Below are 23,690 nucleotides of genomic sequence, written 5' to 3'. Positions count from 1 at the left end.
GTCCGGCCCGCCTCGCGGCGGCTGCCGGCCCGGCGCGGCGATCTGCCCGCACTTGCCCGGAACCTGTTTCTGACGGGTCCGGGCATGTGTCCTTCGAACCGTAGCGCATCAGATAAAGTACCGATCAATGGCAAAAAGAGATTTCTACGAAGTCCTGGGGGTCGCCAAGAACGCCTCGGATGACGACATCCGCAAGGCCTACCGCAAGCTGGCCATGAAATACCACCCGGACCGCAATCCGGACAGCAAGGAAGCCGAGGACAAATTCAAGGAGGCCAAGGAGGCCTACGAGATGCTGTCCGACGCGGAAAAACGCGCGGCCTACGACCGTTTCGGCCATGCCGGCGTGGATCCGAACGCGGCGGCCGGCGCAGGCATGGGCGGCGGCGCGGGCGGCTTTGCCGATGCCTTCGGCGATATCTTCGGGGAAATCTTCGGCGGCGCCGCAGGCCGCCGGGGCGGCGGCGGGCCCCAGGTCTATCGCGGCGCCGACCTGAAATACGCCCTGGAAATCAGCCTGGAGCAGGCGGCCAACGGCTTCGATACCGAGATCCGCATCCCCAGTTGGGAATCCTGCGAGACCTGCCACGGGTCGGGCGCCAAGCCCGGCACGTCGCCGCGCACGTGCCATACCTGCGGCGGCAACGGCGCCGTGCGTATGCAGCAGGGTTTCTTCAGCGTCCAGCAGACCTGCCCGACTTGCCATGGCACCGGCCAGGAGATCACCGATCCCTGCGGCGATTGCGATGGCGTGGGCCGCATCCGCAAGAACAAGACTTTGCAGGTCAAGATTCCGGCCGGGATCGACGACGGCATGCGCATCCGCTCCACCGGCAACGGCGAGCCGGGGCTCAACGGCGGCCCGCCGGGCGACCTGTATGTGGAAATCCGCATCAAGCCGCATGGCATCTTCGAGCGCCAGGGCGAGGATCTGCACTGTGAACTCACCATCCCCTTCACCAAGGCGGCGCTGGGCGGCGTGCAGGAAGTCCCGACGCTGGCGGGCCGCGGTGAGATCACCATTCCGGAAGGCACCCAGACCGGTAAGACCTTCCGGCTGCGCGGCAAGGGCATCAAGGGCGTGCGCTCCAGCTACCCGGGAGACCTGTACTGCCACATCGTGGTCGAGACTCCGGTGCGCCTGAACGACGAGCAAAAGGCGCTGCTGCGCCAGTTCGAATCGTCGTTGAACAGCGGCGGCGACCGCCATTCGCCCAAAAGCGAATCCTGGACGGACAAGGTGAAGAACTTCTTCTCCTGACGCCGTTTCTTCGGTCGGCGCCGCCCGCCCCGCATTCCGGTTCCGACCGGCTGCGGGGTTTTTCTTGCGCGGCCGCCGATCAGGGTTTCGGGTCGGGGTCGGCGGCCACGGCAATGCTGAGCTGATCCGGCCGCAGCAGCTCGCGCATCGCGGCATTGACCTGCGCCGCTTTCAGGCTGCGCAACTGGTCGATCACATGCTGCTGCCAGGCGAAACTGCGGCCCGTGTCCAGATAGTCGATCCAGCGGCTGGCCAGGTAGCGGTCGTCGGACCGTCCCAGTTCAAGATAATTCAGCAGGGAATGCACGCCCTGGTCGACCTCGGCCTGGGTGAAGCCGGTTTTCAGGGTGTCGTCCAGAACCGTGCGCATCGCGGCCCGCAACGGATCGGCGTTGCGGGCCGCCGTGCTGGCGAACAGCGTCCAGGCGCCGGAGTCTTCGAAAGGCGAGGCGGAGACGGCGCTGCCCACACCGTAGGACAGGCCGCCGCGAACCCGGATGCCCTGCCATAGCCGGGAATCTTCCGAACCGCCGATCAGGTAGTTGGCCAGCATCAGCGCGGGCCAGCGCGGGTCGGTATCGCGGATTTTCAGAGGCAGGGCGGCCCGGTATTCGGCATTGGCCTTGCCGGGAGCGGGGATGCGGAAGGTCTCGGGCCGCATGGCGTACCAGGGTTCGGCCAGGCGCTCGTAGGGGGGCGCCGTCCGCCAGCCCTCCAGGCCGGCGCGCAGGCTGCGCTCGACTTCTTCCGGATCGAAATCCCCCGCCACCGCCAGGGAAAGGTGTCCCGCGCCGTAGAAGCGCGCATGGAATCGCTGCAACTGGTCGCGGCTCAGGGCGGCGATCCGGGCGAGCGTTTCATCGGTGGTGGGCGTGTAGCGGAGGTCGTCCGGATCCCAGGGCTGGCCGTGGCGCTGCAGCGCGTTGCGCACCAGATAGGCCGGGCTCGCGGCATCGTTTTCCACGTGGGTGCGCAGGCTGCGTTTCAGCCGCTCCAGTTCATCTTCAGGGAAGGCGGGGTTGCGCAGCAGATGGAAGGCCAGACCCAGCACTTCGGGCAGGCGCGCGCGGTCGCTGCGCATGGATAGGCTCAGGACGTTGCCGTCGTCGCTGAACGACAGCGCCGAATCAAGCGCGTTCAGGCGGTCTTCGATCTGCTGGCGGCTCATGTCTTCGGCGCCGCGCAGCAGCATGGCGCTGGTGGCGAAAGGCGCCAGGCCTTGGCCGCGCAGCGCCTCGGCATTGCCGAAACCCATGCGCAGCACGGCATGGACCTGCCCGCCGGCGGTTTCCTTGGGCAGCAGGGCCAGTTCGACCGGGCCATTGGGCAGGGTCAGGATGCTGCGCTGGGTTGCGGCGTCGATGGCCTCGGGCCGGGTGTCGAAGTGGCCCACGGCCGGGCGTCCGGTGCCGGCCGGAATCCGGGCGATCCAGGAGGCGAGATCGGCCGGTGCCGGTCCGGGCGCGTACTTGGGTTCGGCCGTGGGCAGATACAGACCGCTGGTGCGGTTGCTGGGCAGCAGCCAGGCGCCCAGTTGCGTGCGGATCGTTTCCAGGGTCAGTGCCTGGACTCGCAGGCGTTCGATGAAGAACAGTCGCCAGTCTCCCTGGGCGACCGCGTCGGAGAGGGCCTCCGACAGCGCGTCGGACCGGTTGTAGATGTGCTTCCAGTCGTTCAGCCAGGCGGTGCGGATCCGGTCCAGGGCCGCCTGGTCCAGTTGCCCGATGGCGTCTGTTTCCAGGCTGCGCGTCAGGGCGGCCAAAGCCGCCTGGGGATCGGCATCCGGCTGGATCTGCGCGCCGAACACGGCATAGCCGGGCTGCCTCATGGCGCGGGCGAAACCGAACACGTTGCTGGCCAGGCCCTTGGCCACCAGGGCCTGATAGAGCGGGCCGGCCGGTGTATCGGCCAGCATGGCGGCGCCGATGGACAAGGCCGTGTAGGCATCGTCGGCGGCTTCCGGCAGGTGGTATTGCGCCAGGGCGATGGGGCTGCCGCCGATGCGCCGCAGCGTCACGCTGCGTGCGCCCTGCTGGACGGGTTCGCGCGTGTATTCGGGCGGCAGCGTGCGCGCGGGACGGGGGATGGCGCCGAAATCCTGCGCGATCCAGCGCAGCACCTGGCGGGCATCGAAGCGGCCGGTGACGATCAGCGTCGCATTATCGGGCTGGTAGTAGCGGTGGTAGAAGGCGCGCAGCGGCTCGATGCCGACATGCTCTACGTCGGAGCGCGCGCCGATGACGCTGCGCCCATAGGGGTGCCAGACATAGGCGGCCGAAGCGACCTGCTGCATCAGCATGCTGAACGGGCTGTTTTCCCCGCGTTCCATCTCATTGCGCACCACCGGCATTTCCGCATCCAGGTCGGCGCGGGCGATGCGCGCGTTGAGCATGGCGTCGGCCTGCCAGGACAGATACCAGCGCAGCGTATCCGGGTCGCTGGCGAAGGTGGCGTAGTAGTTCGTCAGGTCGGCGGTGGTCGAGCCGTTGGCCGCCAGCCCCCGGCGCGCGAATTCGGCCAGGGCGTCCGGATATTTGGGGCTGCCGCGAAACAGCAAGTGCTCCAGCAGATGCGCCATGCCGGTCTCGCCCGGCCCCTCGTGGCGCGAACCGACCCGGTAGCTCATGTTGACCGAGGTTCTGGCGCGGGAATCGTCCGGGGACAGCAGCACCTGCAAACCGTTGTCGAGGCGGTATTCGGTGACGCCCTCGATCATGACGATCTGGCGCACGCCGGCGGGCAGTGGGACATCCGCGTGGGCTGGCCCCGGCAGGACGGTCATCAGGATCAGGATCAGCAGGGCGGGAAAAATTCTGAAGGGGTTCAATTGGCGTCGTCTCATCGGGAAATAGAACAAGAGGCCGGCCGGTGTGCCGGGCGGCCTGGCAGCGTATGGCGTTATTGTCTCAAGGTTTGGCCCCGACCCGGGGCGCAGGGCGTTCCCGAGGAGCCATATCGCTCAATGGAATCAATTGGGCCCGGCTGTTACTCAGCAAATCATGCCCTCCCGTCATATACAAGGAGCCGATATGCTCGAATTTCGTGGATTTCTCGATGCGTTGGGTGCGCAGGCGCGGTTGGACGTCGCCGAGGCCGCCGGCTCGGGCGGCTGCACGCTCGAATTCGATGGCGGGCTCGAAGTGACTTTCGAGCTGGCCCCCGGCGGACGCGCCGTGCACGTCTATGCCTCCTTGCTGACAGTTGCCCCCGGCGCCGGCCGCGAATCGATGTTGGCCACGGTGCTGCAACTGCATCTGTTCGGCATGGCCACGCAGGATTGCTATTTCGGCCTGGATGCACAGCATGATCGCGTGATTCTCTTCAAGACCGTGGACCTGGCGCTGCATGATGAAGGGTCCGCGCTTCAGGCGGTGGAAAACCTGGTCAACCAGGCCGAACGCTGGAAGGTCGCGTTGCTGGAATTCGCCCAGAAAGCCGGCCAATCCGGCGCGCAGGGCGATCCGCGCCTGTTTCACCGGGCCTGAACGGCTGTCGTTTCCGGGGGATCTCCATGGCCACCAGCATCGGTTCCTATCTCTCCACGGGGCTCAAGACGCTGGCGTTTTCAGCGCTTGAAAAATCCGATACGCTCAACAGCATCGCCAATCGCCTGTCCGGCGGGAAAATCAACCGTGACACGCTGGCGCAAAGCGTGCTGCGCGACGCCATCCAGATCGGCTTCGATTATGCGGCCAGCAACAAATCCCTGGGCGAGCGCCATTCCCGGCTGCTGCCGGCCATCCGCCAGGCCGCCATCGACAACGACCATGAGCAGATGCAGGCCGGGGTCAAGAAACTGATGGAGAAACTGCTGCCCGAGGGCTGGCAGGAAACCGTCGGCAACCTGATTACGGACAAGCTGGGCGACCATGCGCTGGAAAAAGTGCTTGCCACCACGGTGCAGCAGTATGGGCGCAAGCCGCTGGAGGATTACATCAAGGGGATGGTGGGCGGCCGCACCGGAGGCGACTTCGTGGCCCGGCAGATCATGGCCATCCTGGATCGCGCCGTATTGTCCAAGACCGAATTCCAGCAAGGCGACAGCACGCTCTACCGTCTCATGGCCAAGGGGCTCGATGCGTATCTCACCGGCAAGCCGGAAGATCCGCCCGGGGTGCTGTCCCGGGTGCTCGGCGCCGTTCCCGTCGTCACCAGTACCGTCCAGACTGTGCGCAACGGCATCGATCAGTTGGGCGAAAACCTCGGGCAGGTCCTGGGCGAAACCGTCAGCCGGAAGGTCGGCCTGAGTCCCTCGGAGACAACCGACGTCCGTGAAGTCCACTCGAAGGCCATCGAGCGGTTCAAGCAGAAGCAGGAAGAGGGCCTGGAAATCGAGACGGATGACCTGCCCATGCTTTTCCACGACGAGATCACCGACCAGGTCAAGCCGCGTGAGGTCTTGAGCACCCTGGTGGCGCGCCAGTGCGTGAGCGAGGGCGTGTTCGGCACGGAAGGTTCGGCCAAGATGATGGAAGAGCAGACGCAGGAACTCCGGAAGGCGCTGGATTCCGGGCGGCTGAGTTCCGGGCGGCGCGAAGAGCTGGAGGTTGTGGCCAAGATGGTGAACCCCGAGCAGACGCGTCCCTTGGGCGAGCGCGGCGGCACGGAGGTGGGGTATACGCTGACCGGCCGGATGGCGCGGGTGGAGACGGTCAACCACGCCTATATGCGCGACGACGTGGTCGGCGAGGTGGCCCGGGAAGGCGAAGAGGTGCTGGACGGCGCGCCGACGGGGACGAAGCTCATGGGGGGCTGGAGCGTGTCCAGCCGCTACGCCGAGCATGCCGGCACCCTGAATCTCACACTTCCCGACTCATCGTACGGTTATACCGACATGGCCCGGCAGGGGGTGAATACGCTCTGGAGCACGGGCTGGTCCATGATGGGCTGGAGCAAAGAGCTCAGCGTTTCCCAAGAGACTGAATTGCGCAGTCTGTCCAATCTGTGCGGCAACGATCCGCGGGTTCTGGAAACCGTGACGCGCTACCTGGATCCGGATCTGGCCCGCCGCGCGCTGGCCGAGCCTACGCTCAGGCACATGCGCGATCCCGAAACGGGGCTGGTGGGTTCCGAGGGACGCTACCTCAAGCTCGAAGACGGCGAGCCCGAGATCCGTTTCTCGGTGCAGCATCACGATCCGCTGATTTCCATTTCCATGCAGACCGTGTGGCGCGTCGAGCGCTACGGCGCCGATCCGCAATCGTTGCGCGAACCCATCGGAGACAAACCCTGCACCCTGTCGTCCGTGGCGGTCATTACCTTGAGACCCGGCACGGACGGCGCTCCGCCCACGGTATCGCACAATGTCGGCGGCGTGGTCGCGACGATCGGCAATGTCGTGGCGTTCGACTCTTCGACGGGTTCCTTGCGCACCCGCGAGGACGAATCTTTGCTGCCTGGCGGCGAGGATGGGCTGCAGACGGCGTGACGGGCGGGCAGGTTTGCGGGCCGGGCTATTTCGATAGCAAGCGCATGGCTTGCTCCAGGCCTTCCATCGTCATGCCGTACATGCGGTCGTGCATGAGTTCCTTGACGAGGGCGATGGACTGGCGGTACTGCCAGGATCCGGAGGGCTCCGGGTTGAGCCAGACGGCACGCGGCCAATGGCCCAGGATGCGTTGCAGCCAGACAGCGCCGGTTTCTTCGTTGTGGTGCTCGATGGAGCCGCCCGGATACAGCAGTTCGTAGGGGCTCATGGAGGCATCGCCCACCAGGATGAGGCGCCAGTCCTCGCCGTAGCTGCGCAGGAGATCCCAGGTCTCGATGCGTTCGCCGTGGCGGCGGCTGTTGTGGCGCCAGACGGATTCGTAGGGGCAGTTGTGGAAGTAATAGACTTCCAGGTGCCGGAATTCGCTGCGCGCGGCGGAAAACAGGGATTCGATGCGGGCGATGTGGTCGTCCATGCTGCCGCCGACGTCCAGCAGCATCAGGACCTTGACCGCATTGTGGCGCTCGGGCATCCAGCGCAAGTCCAGCATCCCGGCCTGCTCGGCGGTGCCCCGGATGGTGCCGGGCATGTCGAGTTCCTGCGCCGCGCCCTGGCGGGCGAAGCGCCGCAGGCGCCGCAGCGCCATCTTGAAATTGCGCGTGCCCAGGGTCTGCTGGTCGTCGTAATCGCGGTATTCGCGTCGTTCCCAGACCTTGACGGCGGTGCGATTGCCGGCCGAAGGGCCGCCGATGCGGATGCCTTCGGGGTGGTAGCCGCCGTGGCCGTAGGGCGAGGATCCCCCGGTGCCGATCCATTTGCTGCCGCCCGCATGGCGGTCTTTTTGTTCGGCCAGCCGTTCGCGGAACATCTCCATCAGCCGGTCCCAGCCGTGTTTCTCCAGCGCCGCTTTTTCTTCATCGCTAAGCTGTTTGCGGAACGTCTGGACAAGCCAGTCGGGCGGGACATCCGGACCGCCCGCGCGCGCCTGGAGCCGGCCGATGAAGGCGGCGAAGACCCGATCGTAGCGGTCGTATCGGGTTTCGTCCTTGACCAGCGCCAGGCGCGCCAGATGGTAGAACGCTTCCGTGCTGGCCGGCGCGGCGGGACTGCACAGCAGTTCCAGCAGGCTCAGGTACTCCCGGATCGAGACCGGGATGCCGGCGGCGCGCAATTCAGTGAAAAAATCGGTCAACATGGCCGGACAGGCGCGGGGTCAGGCACGCGGGCGCTGCAATTGGTGGAGCAAGTGGGCTCGAGCCTCGGGCCACTCGTCCGCCAGCAGGCTGTACATGACGGTGTCGCGCACGGTGCCGTCGCGGCGCAGGGCGTGGTGGCGGATGACACCGTCGCGCCGGGCGCCCAGGCGTTCGATGGCGCGCTGGGAGGCATGGTTGTCGTTGTCGGTGCGCCAGCCCGCCACCGCCGCGCCCAGGGTGCCGAAAGCGTGCTCGAGCAGCAGCAGCTTGCAGGCCGTGTTCACGTGGGTGCGCTGGTGCGCCTTGGCATACCAGGTGTAGCCGATCTCCAGCCGGGCGATTGCCGGCACGATGTCGTGGTAGCGCGTGGCGCCCAGAATGGTTCCGCCGGCGGCATCGAGGACGGCGAAAGGCAGCATGTGGCCGGCGTCCTTGCCCGCCAGGGCCTGGGCGATATAGGCTTGCGTCTGCCCGGGTTCGGGCACCGAGGTCACGCGCAGATTCCACAGCGCGCCGTCGGCGGCGGCGGCGCGCAGGCCGTCGACATGCTCAAGGGACAGTGGAACCAGGCGCACGCCGTGGCCTTCCAGGGTGACGGGGCTCGGTGCCTGTTTGAAGCCGGGGGAGTTCATGGGACGGTCCGGTGGTGGAGTGGAAAGGGCGGTGCTGCAAGCCGGCCGGTGCGGCGCGGGCCTGCCCTCAACGCGCGCCGCGTTGCGTCAGGGCGGCCAGCCGGCGCAGCAGGTTCAGATCTTGTTCGTTCTTCAGCAAGGCGCCGGCCAGCGGCGGCGTGTCGCCTTGCGACAGGCTGCCGGGCGGCACGGACTCGGCCAGCAGCAGGTGCAGCCAATCCAGGAACTCCGAGGTCGAGGGGCGTTTTTTGAGCCCCGGGACTTCGCGCAGGCGGAAGAACGCATCCAGCGCCGCGCCCAGGACATCGGCGCGCAAGTCCGGGAAATGGACGGCCACAATGTCGCTCAGGGTCGAGCGGTCGGGGAATTCGATGTAATGGAAGAAGCAGCGCCTCAGGAACGCGTCGGGCAGGTCTTTTTCGTTGTTCGAGGTGATGATGATCAGGGGTTTGTGGCGCGCCTGGATGGTCTGGCGGGTTTCGTAGACATGGAATTCCATGCGGTCCAGCTCGCGCAGCAGGTCGTTGGGAAATTCGATGTCGGCTTTGTCGATCTCGTCGATCAGGACCACGCAGGGCCGGTCCGACTCGAACGCCTGCCACAGCACGCCTTGCACGATGTAGTTGCGGATGTCGTGCACGCCCGCTTCGCCCAGTTGCGAATCGCGCAGGCGCGAGACTGCGTCGTACTCGTACAGGCCTTGCTGCGCCTTGGTCGTGGACTTGATGTGCCATTGCAATAGGGGCCGGCCCAGGGCGCGGGCGACTTCCTCGGCCAGCAGGGTCTTGCCCGTGCCGGGCTCGCCCTTGACCAGCAGTGGCCGTTGGAGCGCCAAGGCGGCGTTGACGGCGGTTTTCAGGGAATCGGTGGCGACGTAGCGGTCGGTGCCGTCGAAGCGGCTGTTCGGAGCGTGGGCGGTCGAGCGGGTCATGGGCGGCGTGGGAGAGGGCGGAAGGCGAATGTTATGGGCTTGAAATTTTCATGCCTGACTGTATCGAAACAATTATCGTACAATCGACATGCCTCATCGGCCCGGCAGGAGGCTGGCCGATGCCGACACATAATATGAATCACAGAGACAAGAGGCCATATGAAGTCGCGAGCAATACTTGATCGTGGTTTGGGCGCCGTCGTGGTGGCGGCGTCCTGTCTGCTGGCAGGGCCGGCCCTGGCGGCCGACCAGCCCGCCATCCAGGGCGACGCCCAGGCCGGCGCCCAGAAGGTGTCCATGTGCATCGGTTGCCATGGCATCCTGGGCTACAAGGCAGCCTATCCCGAGTTGTACCACGTCCCCATGATCGCCGGTCAGAACGCCGCCTACATCGTCGCGGCGCTGAAAGAATACGCCAGCGGCGCGCGTTCCTTTCCGACCATGGACGCCATCGCGCGGTCCCTGTCCGAGCAGGACATGGCCGACGTCGCGGCCTACTATTCCAGTCTCAAGTGATCCGGGGGGAGACCATCATGCGTACATTCTGGATTGCCCTGCTGGGCCTCGGGCTGGCAGCCACGGGCGCGCAGGCGGCCGATCTTCAGGCCGGCAAAGCCGCTTTTGAAAAATACACCTGCGCCTCGTGCCACGGCGCCGACGCCAAGACGCCGATGCTGCCCGAGTATCCGATCCTGGCCGGGCAGCACGCGGATTACCTGGCTCATGCCCTGACCTCCTATCAGCGCGGCCAGGCGGGCGCGCCGGCCTCGGCCAACGTGCGCAAGAACGCCATCATGGGCGCCATGGCCGCGCAGCTCTCGGCGGCCGACATCGAAAACATTTCCGCCTGGCTGGCGGCGCAGCCTTCGCCGCTGGCCGTGCGCAGATAGCGCGAATCGGTGTTTCCGGCAACGCCCGCCCGGCTCCGCGCCCGGCGGGCGTTTCTGTCTCGGGGCCGGCGGTGCCCGCCGCGTCGAGAGAAGGGCGGCGCCCACGCCCGCCGGTGGTCAGCGATCGTGCGTGGCGTGCCGCCGGATCAGGTCGATGTAGTGCTCATTGTCCAGCGGCTTGCCCAGCCGCTGGGCCTCCCAGACAACCTCGCCCAAGGCTTCCATGATGATGTGAGCGGCTTCGTGCTCGTCGCGGCCCCGCAGCAAGGCGTTCCAGGCGTTCCGGATGCCGGGCGGGTGATCGATCGACAACTGTTCCTGGATCGCCAGATGCATCGACAGGTGCAGAAAGGGGTTGGTGCGGCCCGCCTCGACCGGGTAGTCGCGTTCTGCGGCGTCCGGGTCCTGCAGCTCGGCGTGGTATTCGGGATGGCGCTCGATCAGATCGGCGGCCATGGTCTCCAGCGGCGTCAGCACCCCGCCTTCGCGGCGCTTGCGCCAGGCGTCGGTGAAGAACGCGCGGACCTGTTCTTTGGAAGGATTGAACATGAGGAGGGACGGGGAAGACGGGCTGGACCGTCCATTCTAACCTGCCGGTCCTCGCGCTTCCGGCGCACGGACCGGTAGAATAAGGTGGAAAGGCTGTCAGCCTATGGCCAGTTTACGTTAAACTCTTATATAAGACTGCTTTCCTTTCTCTTGAACAACAAACCCAGCAACACTGGAGCACCCATGTCCTATCAGCACATCAAGGTCCCGGCCGGCGGACAGAAGATCACGGTCAACGCCGATTTCTCCCTGAATATCCCCGATGAGCCCATTATTCCCTACATCGAGGGCGACGGCACTGGCCAGGACATCACTCCGGTGATGCTGAAGGTCGTGGATGCCGCTGTGGCCAAGGCCTACAGTGGCAAGCGCAAGATCCACTGGATGGAAGTCTACGCCGGCGAAAAGTCCACCAAGATCTACGGCCCGGATGTCTGGCTGCCCGAAGAAACCCTGGAAGCCGTGCGTGAGTACGTCGTATCCATCAAGGGCCCGCTGACCACCCCGGTGGGCGGCGGCATCCGCTCTCTGAACGTGGCCCTGCGCCAGGAACTGGACCTGTACGTCTGCCTGCGCCCCGTGCGCTACTTCAAGGGGGTGCCTTCGCCCGTGCGCGAGCCGGAAAAGACCGACATGGTCATCTTCCGTGAAAACTCCGAGGACATCTACGCCGGCATCGAATTCGAGGCCGAGTCCGACAAGGCCCGTCAGCTCATCGAGTTCCTGCAGGACAAGCTGGGCGTCAAGAAGATCCGCTTCCCCGCCACGTCCGGCATCGGCGTCAAGCCCGTGTCGCGCGAAGGCACGGAACGCCTGGTCCGCAAGGCCATCCAGTACGCCATCGACAACGACCGCCCGAGCGTCACCCTGGTGCACAAGGGCAACATCATGAAGTTCACCGAGGGCGGTTTCCGCGACTGGGGCTACGACCTGGCCCAGAAGGAATTCGGCGCCCAGTTGATCGACGGCGGCCCGTGGTGCAAGTTCAAGAACCCCAAGACTGGCCGCGACATCGTGGTCAAGGACGTCATCGCCGACGCCTTCCTGCAGCAGATCCTGCTGCGTCCGGCCGAATACGACGTCATCGCGACGCTGAACCTGAACGGCGACTACATTTCCGACGCCCTGGCCGCCCAGGTCGGCGGGATCGGCATCGCCCCGGGCGCCAACCTGTCGGATTCCGTGGCCATGTTCGAAGCCACCCACGGCACCGCGCCCAAGTACGCCGGCAAGGATTACGTCAACCCCGGCTCGGAAATCCTGTCCGCCGAGATGATGCTGCGTCACATGGGCTGGACCGAAGCCGCCGACCTGATCATCAGCAGCATGGAAAAATCCATTCTGTCGAAAAAGGTCACCTACGACTTCGCCCGCCTGCTGGAAGGCGCGACCCAGGTGTCGTGCTCGGGCTTCGGCCAGGTGATGATCGACAACATGTGATCACGCCGTCCGGCCCCTTGCGGGCCGCGCCGGCATCGCCCCGCCTCTTCGGAGGCGGGGTTTTTCGTTTCAGGGCCCGCTGATCAGGCGCTGGTAGCGCGGCCCGTATTCGTGCACGCTTTCGCGCATGTCCGCCACCGTCTGCGCGCGGACGGCCGGTGCGCGGTTGCCCCAACTGTTGCGGATATAGGTCAGCACGTCCGCGATCTGCTGATCGCCGAGCTTCCAGCCGAAGGCGGGCATGGCCAGCCCCGTCGGCAGCGAGGGCGGGTCCGCCATGTGGTCGCCGGCCAGCACCACCTGGATCAAAGTCTGCGCGTTGGGCGCCTGCACCGAAGACGTGTTGGCCAGGGGCGGGAAGGCATCGGGCTGGCCCTCGCCGTCGGCCATGTGGCAGCCCATGCACTGGTCGACGTACAGGGCCTCGCCGCGCGCCATGGCCTGATCGTCGATGGGTTCGGGTTCCTCGTCCTCTGTTTCATGGGCCGGGATGCTTTTCAGGTAGGTCGCGATGGCCCGCAGATCGGATTCGCCCAGGTGTTGCGTGGAGTTCATCACGACTTCGGTCATGGGGCCGGAACTCGCCGTGTGCGGGTTTGCGCCGGTCTTCAGGTATTCGACGATATCCTGCTCGGACCAGCCGCCCAGGCCGGTGCGGCGGTTGCCCGTCAGGCCGGGTGCGAACCAGCCTTCGCCGGCGTCGCCGCCCTGCAGCGCCCGGTCCCGGTCCGTCCCGCCCAGCATGTTTTTTGGCGTGTGGCAGGCGGCGCAGTGGCCCGGCCCCTGGACCAGGTAGGCGCCGCGGTTCCAAAGCGTGGATTGAGCCGGGTCTTGGGTGTAGACGCCGGGCTCGAAGAACAGCAGATTCCAGCCCGCCACCAGTGCGCGCCAGCCCAATGGCCAGATCAGATCGTTTTCGGGCGGGATCGAGCGCACCGGCTGCAGGGTGTCGAGATAGGTCTTGAGATCGTCCACGTCCTCCCGGGTCATCTTGGTGAACCAGGGGTAGGGGCAGGCGGGATACAGGTGTTGCCCATCCTTGCGGATGCCTTCGTGCATCGCGCGGTAGAAGTCTTTCCGGGTCCAGTTGCCCAGGCCTGTCATGAGGTCCGGTGTGATGTTGCTGGAATAGAGAGTGCCGAAAGGCGTTTCCACCGGATAGCCGCCGGCAAACGGCTTGCCGCCCTTGGCGGTGTGGCAGGAGATGCAGTCGCCGGCATTGGCCAGCGAGCGGCCGCGTTGGATGCTGGTGAAGTCCGCGTTCCCGAAGTCCGCCGCAACGGCGGCCGGGGCGGAGCACGTGGCCAGGGTCAGCAGGACGGCCAGAGTGCATGAGATTCGCATGATGCCTCCCGGATTCAAACCTGGACCAGGGGTCCGGGGCGTTTCAGGTAGCGCGTGCGTATCGCGTCCGCCGCCCAGTAGGCCAGCGCGCCGACCGTGCCGGTGGGGTTGTAGCCGGGATTCTGGGGAAAGTTGCAGGCGCCCACGACAAACACATTGGGCACATCCCAGCTCTGCAGGTAGCGGTTGACGACGCTGGTGCCCGGATCGTCGCCCATGACGGCGCCCCCGGTGTTGTGGGTGGTCTGGTACGGAACGATGCTGTAGGGCGGCTTGCGTTTCTTGACGTTGATCGCGCGCGGCCGCATCGCCTGGGCGATGCCTTCGGCCTTGCCGGTCAGGAAATCGGACATCCGGTAGTCGTTGGCGTGGAAATCGAAGGTCAGCCGCAGCATGGGCAAGCCGTAGATATCCTTGTAGGTCGGGTCCAGATCGAGATAGGCGGTCCGGTGGCTGACCACGCTGCCGTGGGTTGCGACGGACGCGCTGCGCAGGTAGTTGTCCGCCATCGCCTGCTTCCATCCAGCCCCCCAGGCGGGCGTATCCGCGGGCAGGTGGTGCTGCATGATGGGGCGTCCGCCGGTCGTCCAGAGCGCAATGTAGCCGCCGCCGATGAAGCCCTCGGGGCCATGGTCGAAGTTGTCGCCGTTGAAATCGTCGATGGCCTGGCCAAGGGCTCCCGCGCCCATGTACGGGTTCATCAACTCGTCGACGAAAACCTCGACGGCCGACGTGATCTGGTAAGCGTAGTTTCTGCCGACGACTCCGGTGTTGAGGAAGGGATCGTAGGGTTTTCCGATGCCCGAGAGCAGCAGAAGATGCACATTATGGTGCGCGTAGGCGCACAGAACGACCAGTTCCGCGGGCTGCTCGAACTCCCGCCCTTCGAGATCGCGGTACAGGACGCCCTTGGCCTTGCCGCCCGCGCCATCCAGCAACACGCGCGTCACGTCGCATCCGGTCCGGTAGGAGAAGTTATCCTTCTTCAGCAGCACCGGCAGGATCGTCGATTGAGGGGACGCCTTGGAATGATTGCCGCAGCCGAACCATTCGCAGAAGCCGCAATAGGTGCATTGGCCCATTTGCACGCCCAGCGGATTCTTGTAGGGCCGCGATGTATTGGCGGCCGGGCCGGGAAAAGGGTGGTAGCCCAGTTCGCGCGCCGCCTTGTCGAACATGAGCGAGCCGGCGCTGCGCTTGAGCGGCGGCAGCGGGTAGTCGCGGGCGCGGTTGCCTTCGAACGGGTTGCCCTCGGCCCGGTGCTCGCCCGCCACATGGCCGGCCTGTCCCGAGACACCGCACAGGTACTCGAAGCGATCGTAACTGGGCTCCAGTTCATCGTAGGTCACGCCCCAGTCCTGGATCGTCAGGTCTTCGGGGATGAAGCCGGCGCCGTAGCGCGCTTCAGTATGGGAGCGGATGACGAAATCGTCCGGCAGGAAACGCCATGTCTGCCCGTTCCAGTGCACCCCGGCGCCGCCCACGCCGGCGCCTGGCCTGAAGGATCCCAACTGGCGCATCGGCAGGGCCGTCTGGGCCACCGTGTTGCGAAAACTCAGGGTTTCCCGGATCGGGGCCTGGAAGATATGGCTGCGGACAGCGTATTTCAATTCGTCCTGGATGTGGGGGGTGGCGAAGTCGGGCACCGTGGCGCGGTCTTCGCCGCGCTCCAGGGCCAAGACCTGCAGGCCTTCGTCCGTCAGTTCCTGCGCGATGATGGATGCGGTCCAGCCGAATCCCACCAGCACGACGTCAACCGGTTTCAGTCGTTTTGCCATCCTGCCTCCTTTTAAGCGCCGGCGAGCAGCCGCGTGCCGTCCCGCCCCAGGATGCCGACGGGCGGCAGCGGATAGGGCTTGCCGTATTGAGTGATTTCTTCGACGTAGTTGTAGCGGGGGCCGGGAAAACCGATCAGATTCCAGCCGGCGAATCCACGGTTGCCGCCATACATGGGATCGGACAAAAACCCCTCCTGCGTGTTCTGCCACAGCACCGCAAAGAATGCCTGGGCAGGAATTTCCTGCAGTTCGATCTTGCCGGCTTCCAAGTCTCGAAGAATCTGGTCTTGATCTTCGATGGGCAGTTGGGCGAATGCCTTGCCGTCGAAATGATGGCGGCAGTGCCCGTCGATGCCGGCGATGGCGATGCGGTACAACTGGGCGGGCGTCTGCCTGAGCTGGTAGCCCTGCTGGGCGGTGCCGTCCGCCCATGGGCCCTCCATGTACCATCGGTCCGCGCGGCCATAGGGGCCGGCCAGTTGCAGATCGATAAACAGGGGAACGCCGGCCTCCAGAGCGCCGGGATCATTGTCTTCGCCGGGTATCAGGCGGGCGGCCGCCGCCTCGACGAAGCGGTATTCGTCCGGCGAAAAGAACGTGCCGGCGATCTCGGCCGGGCCTGCGTCTTCCTGCCTGCATGCCGGCAGCGCCAGGACAGCGGGCCATGCGATCGCGGCCTGGACAAACCGCCTTTTCGTTGCATCCATGGGGAACCTCCTTTCGACTGCGGCCTGCCGCGCCTCTCATTCAAGCGGGGGCCTTCGCGGCCAGCGCCTGGCGCTTGGTGTCCTCCATGGGTTTTTCCAGGGTGCGCAGATCGACTTCCTTCTCGATGACCTGGCGGAACAGCTCATCTTCTTCCTCCGCGATGTGATGATTGGTGTATTCGCCCAGCACGGTGAAATGGGCGTCATAGAGCGCGTCGCCGGGGTTCATCGCGCCCAATTGGGCGATGAGATCCTTGGCGCTGGCGTGCTCGACTTCGGCCTCGTCCAGCAGGCTGCCGAACGCGTCGGGGTCGGCGTCGCGCAGGAAGGGGTAGAAGTGCTCTTCTTCTATCTTGGTGTGGGCGGTCAACGCGGTACAGGTGTGCCGCACGATTTCCGCCTTGCGGTCGTCGTCGCGGGCGGACTTGAAGTCCTTGAAAAGCTGTTGCGCCTCGCGGTGATCGTCGATCAGCATGCCGAGCACGCCTTTCTGGGCGGCGGGGGCGTGTGATTTGTTCATGGCCATCCGTGCTCTCCTGAAATCGATGTCGCCAGGATTGGCGACGTTCCGTTGCAGCAAGCCGCGTGCCGGACGGGACAGCCGGATGCGGCCCCACGGGGCATCAGCCGGTATACTGGCCGGAAAAGCAGACAGGGATCGGCGCATTGCGCAGTGTCACTGGGGATTGCATGAGTCAAGAGCGCCGGACAGATCCGACGAAGAGAGTCGGGACCGAGGCAATCGAGCGTCAGCGGGCTTCGGTCCACGGCCTCGGGCCTGCCGCTGAGCACGAACGCAGCCAGACAGCCCTGGAGCGCCGGGTGGCCGAGCGCACGCGCGAACTGGCCCGCGCCAACGAGCGGCTGCAGGCGCAAGTGCGTGAAAGCGAGCGGGCAGTCCATTTGCAGGCCACGCTGTACCGGATCGCCGCGCTTGGCCACGGCGAGGGCAGCAACGAGGCCTTTTATCGCAGCATCCATGAGGCCGTGGGCGAATTGCTCAATGCCGAGAGCTTCTGCATCGCGCTGGTCTCCGACGACGGCCAATGGCTGGATTTCCCCTACTATGTGGACAGTTCGGGGGCGGAGCTCCTGCGCCGCCCCATGGGCCGGGGCATGAGCGAATACGCGATCCGCTGCGCGCAGACCATCCGGCTCGAAGCAGAGAAGATCAGCGCCCTGATCGAGCAGGGCGAAGTCGATGCGGATACCTACGGGAATCCCGCCGTGTCCTGGCTGGGGGCGCCCCTGATGGGCGCGCGTGGTGTGATGGGGATCGTGGTGGTTCAGAGCTACCGGTCCGATCTGCATTACACGCAGCAGGATGCCGAACTGCTGACTTTCGTGTCTTACCAGATTGCCAATACCCTGCAGAGGCGCCAGCAAGCCGAAGCCCTGCGGATTCTGAACGCCGAACTGGAGCGACGAGTCCTCGAACGCACGCAGGAACTGCGCCGGCAGATCGTGGTTCGGGAGCGGGCGCAAAAGCAGCTCAAGCATCAGGTCATGCATGATTCGCTGACAGGCCTGCCCAACCGGCTGTATCTGCGCGAACGCCTCGAGCGCGCCCTCGGCGCATTGAAGCGCGAACCGACGCGCCGCTTCGCGCTGCTGTATCTGGATGTGGACCGCTTCAAGTTGTTCAACGATGGTCTGGGTCACGGCGTGGGCGACGAAGTCCTGCGTATCGTCTCGGCCCGGATGGCCGATTGCGTCCGGCCGCCCGACATCGTCGGACGGCTATCGGGCGATGAGTTCGCCGTGCTGCTGGAAAACTGTCCGCAACCTTCCTCGGCCTGCCTGGTTGCCGAACGCATCCAGGCCCGGATGGCGCAAGCCATTGAAATCGGGGGGCGCCAGTTGCATGTCTCGGTCAGCATCGGCATCGCCATGAGCCGCCCGCTCTACCAGACGGTCGATCAACTGCTGCACGATGCCGACACTGCTCTGTACCGGGCCAAAGCGGCGGGCCGCCATCGATTCGTGCTGTTTGACGAAAGCCTGCATGTGTCGTCCGTGAACGTGCTCGACCTGGAGCAGCAAATGCGTGACGCGCTGGAAAAAAGCGAGTTCGAGGCTTATTTCCAGCCGATCGTGCGTCTGGCCGATGGCGGCGTCACCGGCTACGAGGCCTTGATCCGCTGGCGGCATCCGCAGCTTGGCGTTCTCGGCCCCGGCCAGTTCCTGCCGGCGGCCGAGGCAACCGGCCTGATCGAGATGATCGACTGGCACATGTATCGCCTGGCCTTCCAGGCTGCGCCCGCGCTGCTGGGCCGGGACAAGATCCTGAACATCAATATCTCGACGGGGCATTTCCACAGCCGCGACTTCCCCCAGCGCTTGCTGAATCTGACGGCGCAGGCCGGCGTCGCCCTGGACCAGTTGTGCGTCGAGGTCACCGAAAGCTCGCTGCTGTCGGATCCGGACGCGGCGGCCGAGATTCTGGGCCGTCTGCACGAAGCCGGCGTGCGCATCGCGCTGGATGATTTCGGCACTGGCTATTCCTCGCTCAGCCACGTGCACCGTTTTCCACTGCGGACGCTGAAGATCGATCGCTCCTTCATCGCGCCGTTGGGGCAGGCCGCCCAGCAGCGCAGCATGGCCATCGTGTCAGCCGTGCTGAGTCTGGCCCGCTCGCTGGATTTGAACGTGGTCGCCGAGGGGGTGGAAAACACCGCTCAACGGGATGCGCTGTTGTCCATGGGTTGTACCCACGGGCAAGGGTTTCTCTTCGGCAGGCCGGCGCCGCTCGGAACCGGGGCATCCCTTCGGGTCGAGGAGCCCTAGGGACTTCCCTAGGTGTCATAGAAGGATACAAACGGCATAATGCAGCCCATGCAGGTGAGGAGACAGCCCTGCTGGGCACTGGCGCCACGAAGAGGGCGCTTTCATTTGTGGCAGTACCCATAAAAATCAGAAACCTGGCGGGGCCGACGACACAATCGTCGGCCCTGTTCCACTCCGGCGCGCCGCTCAGTGGCCGCCCGCCCCCGAAAACACGTTCAACACCAGCACGCCCGCCAGGATCAGGCCGATGCCGATCAGGGCGGCGGCATCCAGCACCTGTCCAAAGAAGAAGTAGCCGATCAGGGCGATGGCCACAATGCCCACGCCCGACCAGACGGCGTAGGCGATGCCGACGGGGATGGTCTTCAAGGTCAGGGCCAGCAGGTAGAACGCCAGGCCGTAGCCGATCGCGGTGATGGCCGAGGGCAGGGGGCGCGTGAAACCGTCCGAGACTTTCAAGGCGGAGGTGGCGATGACTTCGGCGAGGATGGCGATGCTCAGGTAGATCCAACTGAGGTTCATGAGAGAAGGCTCCGGTACGCGGAAAAGGGCGCCTGGGCGCCGGATCGAGGCGCAAAGGCGGGCGGGGTCAGGTCTGCGGCGGGAGGGTCTGGCGCAGCAGCGCATGCAATGCGCCTTCTCCGCCTTCGGATTCATTGCACCGGACCCAGGCCTGGACGGCTTCCAGGCGGCACAGGTGCTGGCGGACGGCGGCTTTCAGGACGGGTTCTCCCTGGCGCGAACCGATGCCCTTGCCGTGGATGATGCGTACGCAGCGGATGTCGTGTTCCAGGCATGAGGCCAGGAACCGATCCAGGCGTTCGCGCGCCTGGTCCAGTGTGCTGCCGTGCAGGTCCAGGGATGCCTGCGGAATCCATTTTCCGCGCCGCAGGCCGCGCAAAAGATCCGGTCCGCAGCCCGCCTGCAGGAAAGCATCGGCCTCCGGATCGAGCGCCGGAATTTTGCGCCGCTGCCGGTGGGCGGGCGTAGGCCGGGGTTCGGCTGCGGCGCCTTGGGCATGCCGGCGACGGGCCTGCAACAGGGATTCGGGGCCCTGCGGCGCCTTGCCCGCACGGGCGCGAGGGCCGCGATCCGGCAGCGGCTGCACGAAACGCATGGCCTGGCGAAACAGCGCGCGGTCGGCGGGATCCAGCGGCGGCGCCACGGCGTGCGCTTCGCTGCGGGATGCGGCCGCCGGATTGTCCGGCGTTTCGTGGCGCGATGGCGCGGCGGCGTCCCGGCCGACCCGTTTTTTGCCGGCCGGGCGGCGTGGCGCGGCAGGCGGTTCAGGCGGTGCGGCCTCGGCGCGCAGACGCCGCAGATCGGCCAGGGACGATTTAGAGGCCTTCATTCTCCAGCCAGCGTTGGGCATCCAGGGCCGCCATGCAGCCGGTGCCGGCGCTGGTGATGGCCTGGCGATAGACGTGATCCTGCACGTCGCCCGCGGCGAAGACGCCGGGCACCGAGGTCATGGTGGCCAGGCCCTGAAGGCCGCTGCGGGTGACGATGTAGCCGTTCTCCATGGTGAGCTGGCCTTCGAAGATGCCCGTATTGGGCTTGTGTCCGATGGCGATGAAGGCGCCGGTGACGGCCAGGTCTTCGGTTTCGCCGCTGCGGTTGTCGCGCAGCCGCACCCCGGTGACGCCGGAGTCGTCGCCCAGGACCTCGTCCAGCTCGCGAAACAGCGCCAGACGCATATTGCCGTTTTCGACCTTGTCCATCAGCTTGTCGACCAGGATGGGTTCCGCGCGGAATTTGTCGCGGCGGTGCACCAGGGTCACGGTGCGGCAGATGTTGGACAGGTACAGGGCCTCTTCGACGGCGGTGTTGCCGCCGCCGACCACGACCACGTCCTGGTTCTTGTAGAAGAAACCGTCGCAGGTGGCGCAGGCCGATACGCCGCGCCCCATGAAGGACTGCTCGGACGGCAGGCCCAGGTACTGGGCCGAGGCGCCCGTGGCGATGATCAGGGCGTCGCAGGTGTAGGTCGCGCCCGTATCGCCGGTCAGGGTGAACGGGCGACGGGACAGGTCCACGCCGGCGATGTGGTCGAAAACCATTTCAGTATTGAAGCGCTGGGCGTGTTCCATGAAGCGCTGCATCAGGTCGGGGCCCTGGACGCCGGCGACGTCGGCAGGCCAGTTGTCGACCTCGGTGGTGGTCATCAGTTGGCCGCCTTGCTCCAGGCCGGTGATCAACACCGGGGCCAGGTTGGCGCGCGCGGCGTAGACGGCGGCGGTATAGCCCGCGGGACCGGACCCGAGAATCATCAGTTTGGCGTGTTTTGGGCTGGACATCGCTGAAAATCCGTTCGACATTGACCCCGCAATTATAATGATCCGATGGCAAGAATTCCGGCGACCCCTTCACGCTCCTCCCGCAACGTGCGCAACGGCCCCTCGCCCCTGCAAACACGCCTCTCGGGCTTGTTCCGCGAGGCCCGCTGGGTGCTGCTGGCCGCTCTGGCCTGCTGGCTGGTTCTGGTGCTGGCCACCTGGGACCGCACCGATCCGGGCTGGTCGCATTCCATCCATGGCGGCACGATCCATAACTGGGGCGGCACTTTCGGCGCCTATGTGGCCGACCTGCTGCTGTTCCTGTTCGGCGCTTCCGCCTGGCTGTGGGTGCTGTTGCTGCTGCGCCGCGTGGCGGCGGGCTTCTATCGCCTGTCCAGGGCGGTTCTGCCCAGCCGGGTTCCAGAGTTGCTGCCGCGCGTGCGCTGGGAAGTCGGCATCGGTTATACCCTGCTGTTCCTGGGGTGCATGGGCGTCGAGGCGCTGCGGCTCCATGCCTGGGGCGCGGCGCTGCCCGCCGGGGCGGGAGGCCAACTGGGCCAGTTGCTGGCGAGCGGCCTGGCCCACCTGATGGGCGGCGCGGGCAGTACCTTGCTCCTGCTGGCCTTCATTGTCGTGGGGTCCAGCCTGTTTTTCGGTTTTTCCTGGCTGAATGTCTCCGAACGCGTCGGCTATGGCCTGGAACTCGTCTGGCGGCGTCTGCGGGATCTGAAAAACGCCTGGCAGGACCGCCGCGTGGGTGTCACGGCCCAGGCCGAGCGCCAGGAAATCGTCGAGACCCGCCAGACCCAACTAGTGCATGAGCAGCCGGTGCGCATCGAGCCTACCGTCACCACGGTGCCGAAATCCCCGCGCGTCCAGCAGGAAAAGCAGCAGGCTCTGTTCACCGCGCGCGACGATCCGGCCATGGCGGGCAGCCTGCCGGCCCTTTCCCTGCTGGATCCGGTCGAGGCCTCCCAGGAAACCGTCTCGCCGGAAACCATCGAATACACCTCGCGCCTGATCGAAAAAAAGCTGTCCGATTTCGGCGTCAGCGTCACGGTCGTGGCCGCGCAGGCGGGGCCGGTCATCACGCGCTACGAGATCGAGCCGGCCACCGGCGTCAAGGGCAGCCAGATCGTCAATCTGGCCAAGGATCTGGCCCGTGCGCTCAGCCTGGTGCGCATCCGGGTGGTCGAAACAATTCCGGGCAAGAACCTGATGGGGCTGGAGCTGCCCAACCCCCGGCGCCAGACCGTGCGCCTGTCTGAAATCCTGGGATCCCAGGTCTACCATGCCAGCGCATCCATGCTGACGATGGCGCTGGGCAAGGACATCGCCGGCAATCCGGTGGTCGCCGATCTCGGCAAGATGCCGCACTTGCTGGTGGCCGGCACCACGGGCTCGGGCAAGTCGGTCGGGATCAACGCGATGATCCTGTCGCTGCTCTACAAGGCCGACGCCACCCAGGTGCGCTTGATCCTGATCGACCCCAAGATGCTGGAAATGTCCGTCTACGAGGGCATTCCCCACCTGTTGGCGCCCGTGGTCACCGACATGCGCCATGCGGCCAATGCCTTGAACTGGTGCGTGGCCGAAATGGAAAAACGCTACAAGCTCATGAGCAAGCTCGGGGTACGCAACCTGGCGGGCTACAACAGCAAGATCCGCGAAGCGCAGAAACGCGAGGAACCCATCCCCAATCCTTTCTCGCTCACGCCCGACGCGCCCGAGCCCCTGGGCACGCTGCCCATGATCGTGGTGGTGATCGACGAGCTTGCCGACCTGATGATGGTGGTGGGTAAAAAAGTCGAGGAACTCATCGCACGGCTGGCCCAGAAGGCCCGTGCCGCCGGCATCCACCTGATTCTGGCCACCCAGCGCCCCAGCGTGGATGTCATCACGGGCCTGATCAAGGCCAATATTCCCACGCGCATCGCCTTCCAGGTGTCGTCCAAGATCGATTCGCGCACCATCCTGGACCAGATGGGCGCGGAGACCCTGCTGGGGCAGGGCGACATGCTCTACCAGCCGCCGGGCGCCAGCGTGCCCGCGCGGGTCCACGGGGCCTTCGTGCACGATGACGAGGTCCACCGCGTGGTCGAGGCTCTCAAGGCCGAAGGGGAGCCGGATTACGTCGAGGGGCTTCTGGAAGGCGCCAGCGAGGGCGAGACGGGCGATGGCGTCAGCTCGGTCACGGGCTTTGCCGATCCGGAAGGCGATCCGCTGTACGATCAGGCGGTCGAAGTCGTGATGCGCAGCCGTCGGGCCTCGATCTCTTTCGTGCAGCGCAATCTGCGGATCGGCTACAACCGTTCGGCCCGGATCCTCGAGCAGATGGAGCGGGCCGGCCTGGTGTCGCCGCAGCAGCCCAACGGCAACCGCGACATCCTGGTGCCGGCCAAATCCGGCGAGGACGACTAGGGCCGCCCCGGCGGGCAGGCCCGCCGCGACCCCTTGATGAATGTGAGCAG

The 23,690-nt window shown here is 65.8% G+C and carries 20 protein-coding genes; 8 read left to right on the top strand and 12 right to left on the bottom strand.

What is annotated here, in order from left to right; translation table 11 throughout:
* The first annotated feature begins 127 nt into the window (after positions 1 to 127).
* On the top strand, positions 128 to 1,261 hold the full coding sequence (gene dnaJ / locus ABRZ00_RS01290) for a molecular chaperone DnaJ (RefSeq protein ID WP_343835753.1): 1,134 nt from the start codon (positions 128 to 130) through the stop codon (positions 1,259 to 1,261).
* Between the two features lie 79 nt (positions 1,262 to 1,340).
* Here the strand turns inward: dnaJ and ABRZ00_RS01285 are convergent, their stop codons facing one another.
* On the bottom strand, positions 1,341 to 4,088 hold the full coding sequence (locus ABRZ00_RS01285) for a M16 family metallopeptidase (protein WP_368641409.1): 2,748 nt from the start codon (positions 4,086 to 4,088) through the stop codon (positions 1,341 to 1,343).
* 202 nt (positions 4,089 to 4,290) lie between these two features.
* On the opposite strand from ABRZ00_RS01285, the gene ABRZ00_RS01280 reads away from it, so the two are divergent.
* Positions 4,291 to 4,746, top strand: a complete 456-nt coding sequence (locus ABRZ00_RS01280; RefSeq protein WP_368641410.1) for a type III secretion system chaperone — start codon at positions 4,291 to 4,293, stop codon at positions 4,744 to 4,746.
* 26 nt (positions 4,747 to 4,772) lie between these two features.
* On the top strand, positions 4,773 to 6,689 hold the full coding sequence (locus tag ABRZ00_RS01275) for a hypothetical protein (RefSeq protein WP_368641411.1): 1,917 nt from the start codon (positions 4,773 to 4,775) through the stop codon (positions 6,687 to 6,689).
* Between the two features lie 25 nt (positions 6,690 to 6,714).
* Here ABRZ00_RS01275 and ABRZ00_RS01270 read toward each other — a convergent pair whose 3' ends face one another.
* The 3 genes from ABRZ00_RS01270 to ABRZ00_RS01260 form a co-directional block, all read right to left on the bottom strand.
* A complete protein-coding gene (locus ABRZ00_RS01270; RefSeq protein ID WP_343835747.1) occupies positions 6,715 to 7,884 on the bottom strand; it encodes a VWA domain-containing protein in 1,170 nt (389 codons plus the stop codon).
* 18 nt (positions 7,885 to 7,902) lie between these two features.
* Entirely contained in the window at positions 7,903 to 8,517 is a 615-nt protein-coding gene (locus ABRZ00_RS01265; RefSeq protein WP_343835745.1) for a GNAT family protein, read from the bottom strand.
* 67 nt (positions 8,518 to 8,584) lie between these two features.
* Positions 8,585 to 9,448: an AAA family ATPase gene (locus ABRZ00_RS01260; protein WP_368640410.1), complete on the bottom strand. Its 864-nt coding sequence runs from the start codon at positions 9,446 to 9,448 to the stop codon at positions 8,585 to 8,587.
* Between the two features lie 159 nt (positions 9,449 to 9,607).
* Here ABRZ00_RS01260 and ABRZ00_RS01255 point away from each other — a divergent pair, with 159 nt between their 5' ends.
* Positions 9,608 to 9,964, top strand: a complete 357-nt coding sequence (locus ABRZ00_RS01255; RefSeq protein WP_343835741.1) for a c-type cytochrome — start codon at positions 9,608 to 9,610, stop codon at positions 9,962 to 9,964.
* Between the two features lie 17 nt (positions 9,965 to 9,981).
* Positions 9,982 to 10,338 carry a c-type cytochrome gene (locus ABRZ00_RS01250; protein WP_343835740.1) on the top strand — a complete coding sequence of 119 codons (357 nt, stop codon included), beginning with the start codon at positions 9,982 to 9,984 and terminating at the stop codon, positions 10,336 to 10,338.
* A gap of 117 nt (positions 10,339 to 10,455) precedes the next feature.
* Here the strand turns inward: ABRZ00_RS01250 and ABRZ00_RS01245 are convergent, their stop codons facing one another.
* Complete coding sequence (locus ABRZ00_RS01245) at positions 10,456 to 10,887, bottom strand: DUF1841 family protein (protein WP_368641412.1); 432 nt, start codon at positions 10,885 to 10,887, stop codon at positions 10,456 to 10,458.
* Between the two features lie 183 nt (positions 10,888 to 11,070).
* Between ABRZ00_RS01245 and icd the strand changes: the two genes are divergently transcribed.
* Complete coding sequence (gene icd / locus ABRZ00_RS01240; protein ID WP_343835737.1) at positions 11,071 to 12,327, top strand: NADP-dependent isocitrate dehydrogenase; 1,257 nt, start codon at positions 11,071 to 11,073, stop codon at positions 12,325 to 12,327.
* A 69-nt stretch (positions 12,328 to 12,396) separates the two neighbouring features.
* Here icd and ABRZ00_RS01235 read toward each other — a convergent pair whose 3' ends face one another.
* From ABRZ00_RS01235 to ABRZ00_RS01220, 4 genes are read right to left on the bottom strand one after another with little or no spacing between them, the layout of a single operon-like run.
* Positions 12,397 to 13,671, bottom strand: coding sequence for a cytochrome c (locus ABRZ00_RS01235; protein ID WP_368641413.1), 1,275 nt, complete (start codon positions 13,669 to 13,671; stop codon positions 12,397 to 12,399).
* A gap of 14 nt (positions 13,672 to 13,685) precedes the next feature.
* Entirely contained in the window at positions 13,686 to 15,449 is a 1,764-nt protein-coding gene (locus tag ABRZ00_RS01230; protein WP_368641414.1) for a GMC family oxidoreductase, read from the bottom strand.
* An 11-nt stretch (positions 15,450 to 15,460) separates the two neighbouring features.
* Positions 15,461 to 16,156, bottom strand: a complete 696-nt coding sequence (locus ABRZ00_RS01225; protein WP_368641415.1) for a gluconate 2-dehydrogenase subunit 3 family protein — start codon at positions 16,154 to 16,156, stop codon at positions 15,461 to 15,463.
* A gap of 40 nt (positions 16,157 to 16,196) precedes the next feature.
* Positions 16,197 to 16,676, bottom strand: coding sequence for a hemerythrin domain-containing protein (locus ABRZ00_RS01220; protein ID WP_368641416.1), 480 nt, complete (start codon positions 16,674 to 16,676; stop codon positions 16,197 to 16,199).
* A gap of 170 nt (positions 16,677 to 16,846) precedes the next feature.
* Between ABRZ00_RS01220 and ABRZ00_RS01215 the strand changes: the two genes are divergently transcribed.
* Entirely contained in the window at positions 16,847 to 18,943 is a 2,097-nt protein-coding gene (locus ABRZ00_RS01215; protein ID WP_368641417.1) for a putative bifunctional diguanylate cyclase/phosphodiesterase, read from the top strand.
* Between the two features lie 186 nt (positions 18,944 to 19,129).
* Here ABRZ00_RS01215 and ABRZ00_RS01210 read toward each other — a convergent pair whose 3' ends face one another.
* From ABRZ00_RS01210 to trxB, 3 genes are all read right to left on the bottom strand, one after another.
* Complete coding sequence (locus ABRZ00_RS01210) at positions 19,130 to 19,465, bottom strand: multidrug efflux SMR transporter (protein ID WP_368641418.1); 336 nt, start codon at positions 19,463 to 19,465, stop codon at positions 19,130 to 19,132.
* A 67-nt stretch (positions 19,466 to 19,532) separates the two neighbouring features.
* Entirely contained in the window at positions 19,533 to 20,294 is a 762-nt protein-coding gene (locus ABRZ00_RS01205) for a Smr/MutS family protein (RefSeq protein ID WP_368641419.1), read from the bottom strand.
* Positions 20,281 to 21,240, bottom strand: a complete 960-nt coding sequence (trxB, locus tag ABRZ00_RS01200) for a thioredoxin-disulfide reductase (RefSeq protein WP_343835729.1) — start codon at positions 21,238 to 21,240, stop codon at positions 20,281 to 20,283. The genes ABRZ00_RS01205 and trxB overlap by 14 nt, the downstream gene beginning before the upstream one ends.
* A gap of 45 nt (positions 21,241 to 21,285) precedes the next feature.
* Between trxB and ABRZ00_RS01195 the strand changes: the two genes are divergently transcribed.
* Positions 21,286 to 23,640, top strand: a complete 2,355-nt coding sequence (locus ABRZ00_RS01195; protein WP_368641420.1) for a DNA translocase FtsK — start codon at positions 21,286 to 21,288, stop codon at positions 23,638 to 23,640.
* Positions 23,641 to 23,690: the final 50 nt, after the last annotated feature.

The organism is Castellaniella ginsengisoli (assembly GCF_040955415.1).
In the GTDB taxonomy this organism is placed as follows: domain Bacteria; phylum Pseudomonadota; class Gammaproteobacteria; order Burkholderiales; family Burkholderiaceae_B; genus Castellaniella; species Castellaniella ginsengisoli.
Note: the sequence above shows the minus strand (reverse complement) of the source record. Positions and strands in the feature narration are given on the sequence as shown.

Coding starts and splice junctions, on each gene's coding strand:
- ABRZ00_RS01235 (WP_368641413.1), bottom strand. CDS start 13,671: ATGCGAATCTCATGCACTCTGGCCGTCCTGCTGACCCTGGCCACGTGC.
- dnaJ (WP_343835753.1), top strand. CDS start 128: ATGGCAAAAAGAGATTTCTACGAAGTCCTGGGGGTCGCCAAGAACGCC.
- ABRZ00_RS01205 (WP_368641419.1), bottom strand. CDS start 20,294: ATGAAGGCCTCTAAATCGTCCCTGGCCGATCTGCGGCGTCTGCGCGCC.
- ABRZ00_RS01260 (WP_368640410.1), bottom strand. CDS start 9,448: ATGACCCGCTCGACCGCCCACGCTCCGAACAGCCGCTTCGACGGCACC.
- ABRZ00_RS01270 (WP_343835747.1), bottom strand. CDS start 7,884: ATGTTGACCGATTTTTTCACTGAATTGCGCGCCGCCGGCATCCCGGTC.
- ABRZ00_RS01225 (WP_368641415.1), bottom strand. CDS start 16,156: ATGGATGCAACGAAAAGGCGGTTTGTCCAGGCCGCGATCGCATGGCCC.
- ABRZ00_RS01220 (WP_368641416.1), bottom strand. CDS start 16,676: ATGAACAAATCACACGCCCCCGCCGCCCAGAAAGGCGTGCTCGGCATG.
- ABRZ00_RS01250 (WP_343835740.1), top strand. CDS start 9,982: ATGCGTACATTCTGGATTGCCCTGCTGGGCCTCGGGCTGGCAGCCACG.
- icd (WP_343835737.1), top strand. CDS start 11,071: ATGTCCTATCAGCACATCAAGGTCCCGGCCGGCGGACAGAAGATCACG.
- ABRZ00_RS01215 (WP_368641417.1), top strand. CDS start 16,847: ATGAGTCAAGAGCGCCGGACAGATCCGACGAAGAGAGTCGGGACCGAG.
- ABRZ00_RS01245 (WP_368641412.1), bottom strand. CDS start 10,887: ATGTTCAATCCTTCCAAAGAACAGGTCCGCGCGTTCTTCACCGACGCC.
- ABRZ00_RS01255 (WP_343835741.1), top strand. CDS start 9,608: ATGAAGTCGCGAGCAATACTTGATCGTGGTTTGGGCGCCGTCGTGGTG.
- ABRZ00_RS01280 (WP_368641410.1), top strand. CDS start 4,291: ATGCTCGAATTTCGTGGATTTCTCGATGCGTTGGGTGCGCAGGCGCGG.
- ABRZ00_RS01275 (WP_368641411.1), top strand. CDS start 4,773: ATGGCCACCAGCATCGGTTCCTATCTCTCCACGGGGCTCAAGACGCTG.
- ABRZ00_RS01230 (WP_368641414.1), bottom strand. CDS start 15,449: ATGGCAAAACGACTGAAACCGGTTGACGTCGTGCTGGTGGGATTCGGC.
- trxB (WP_343835729.1), bottom strand. CDS start 21,240: ATGTCCAGCCCAAAACACGCCAAACTGATGATTCTCGGGTCCGGTCCC.
- ABRZ00_RS01265 (WP_343835745.1), bottom strand. CDS start 8,517: ATGAACTCCCCCGGCTTCAAACAGGCACCGAGCCCCGTCACCCTGGAA.
- ABRZ00_RS01210 (WP_368641418.1), bottom strand. CDS start 19,465: ATGAACCTCAGTTGGATCTACCTGAGCATCGCCATCCTCGCCGAAGTC.
- ABRZ00_RS01195 (WP_368641420.1), top strand. CDS start 21,286: ATGGCAAGAATTCCGGCGACCCCTTCACGCTCCTCCCGCAACGTGCGC.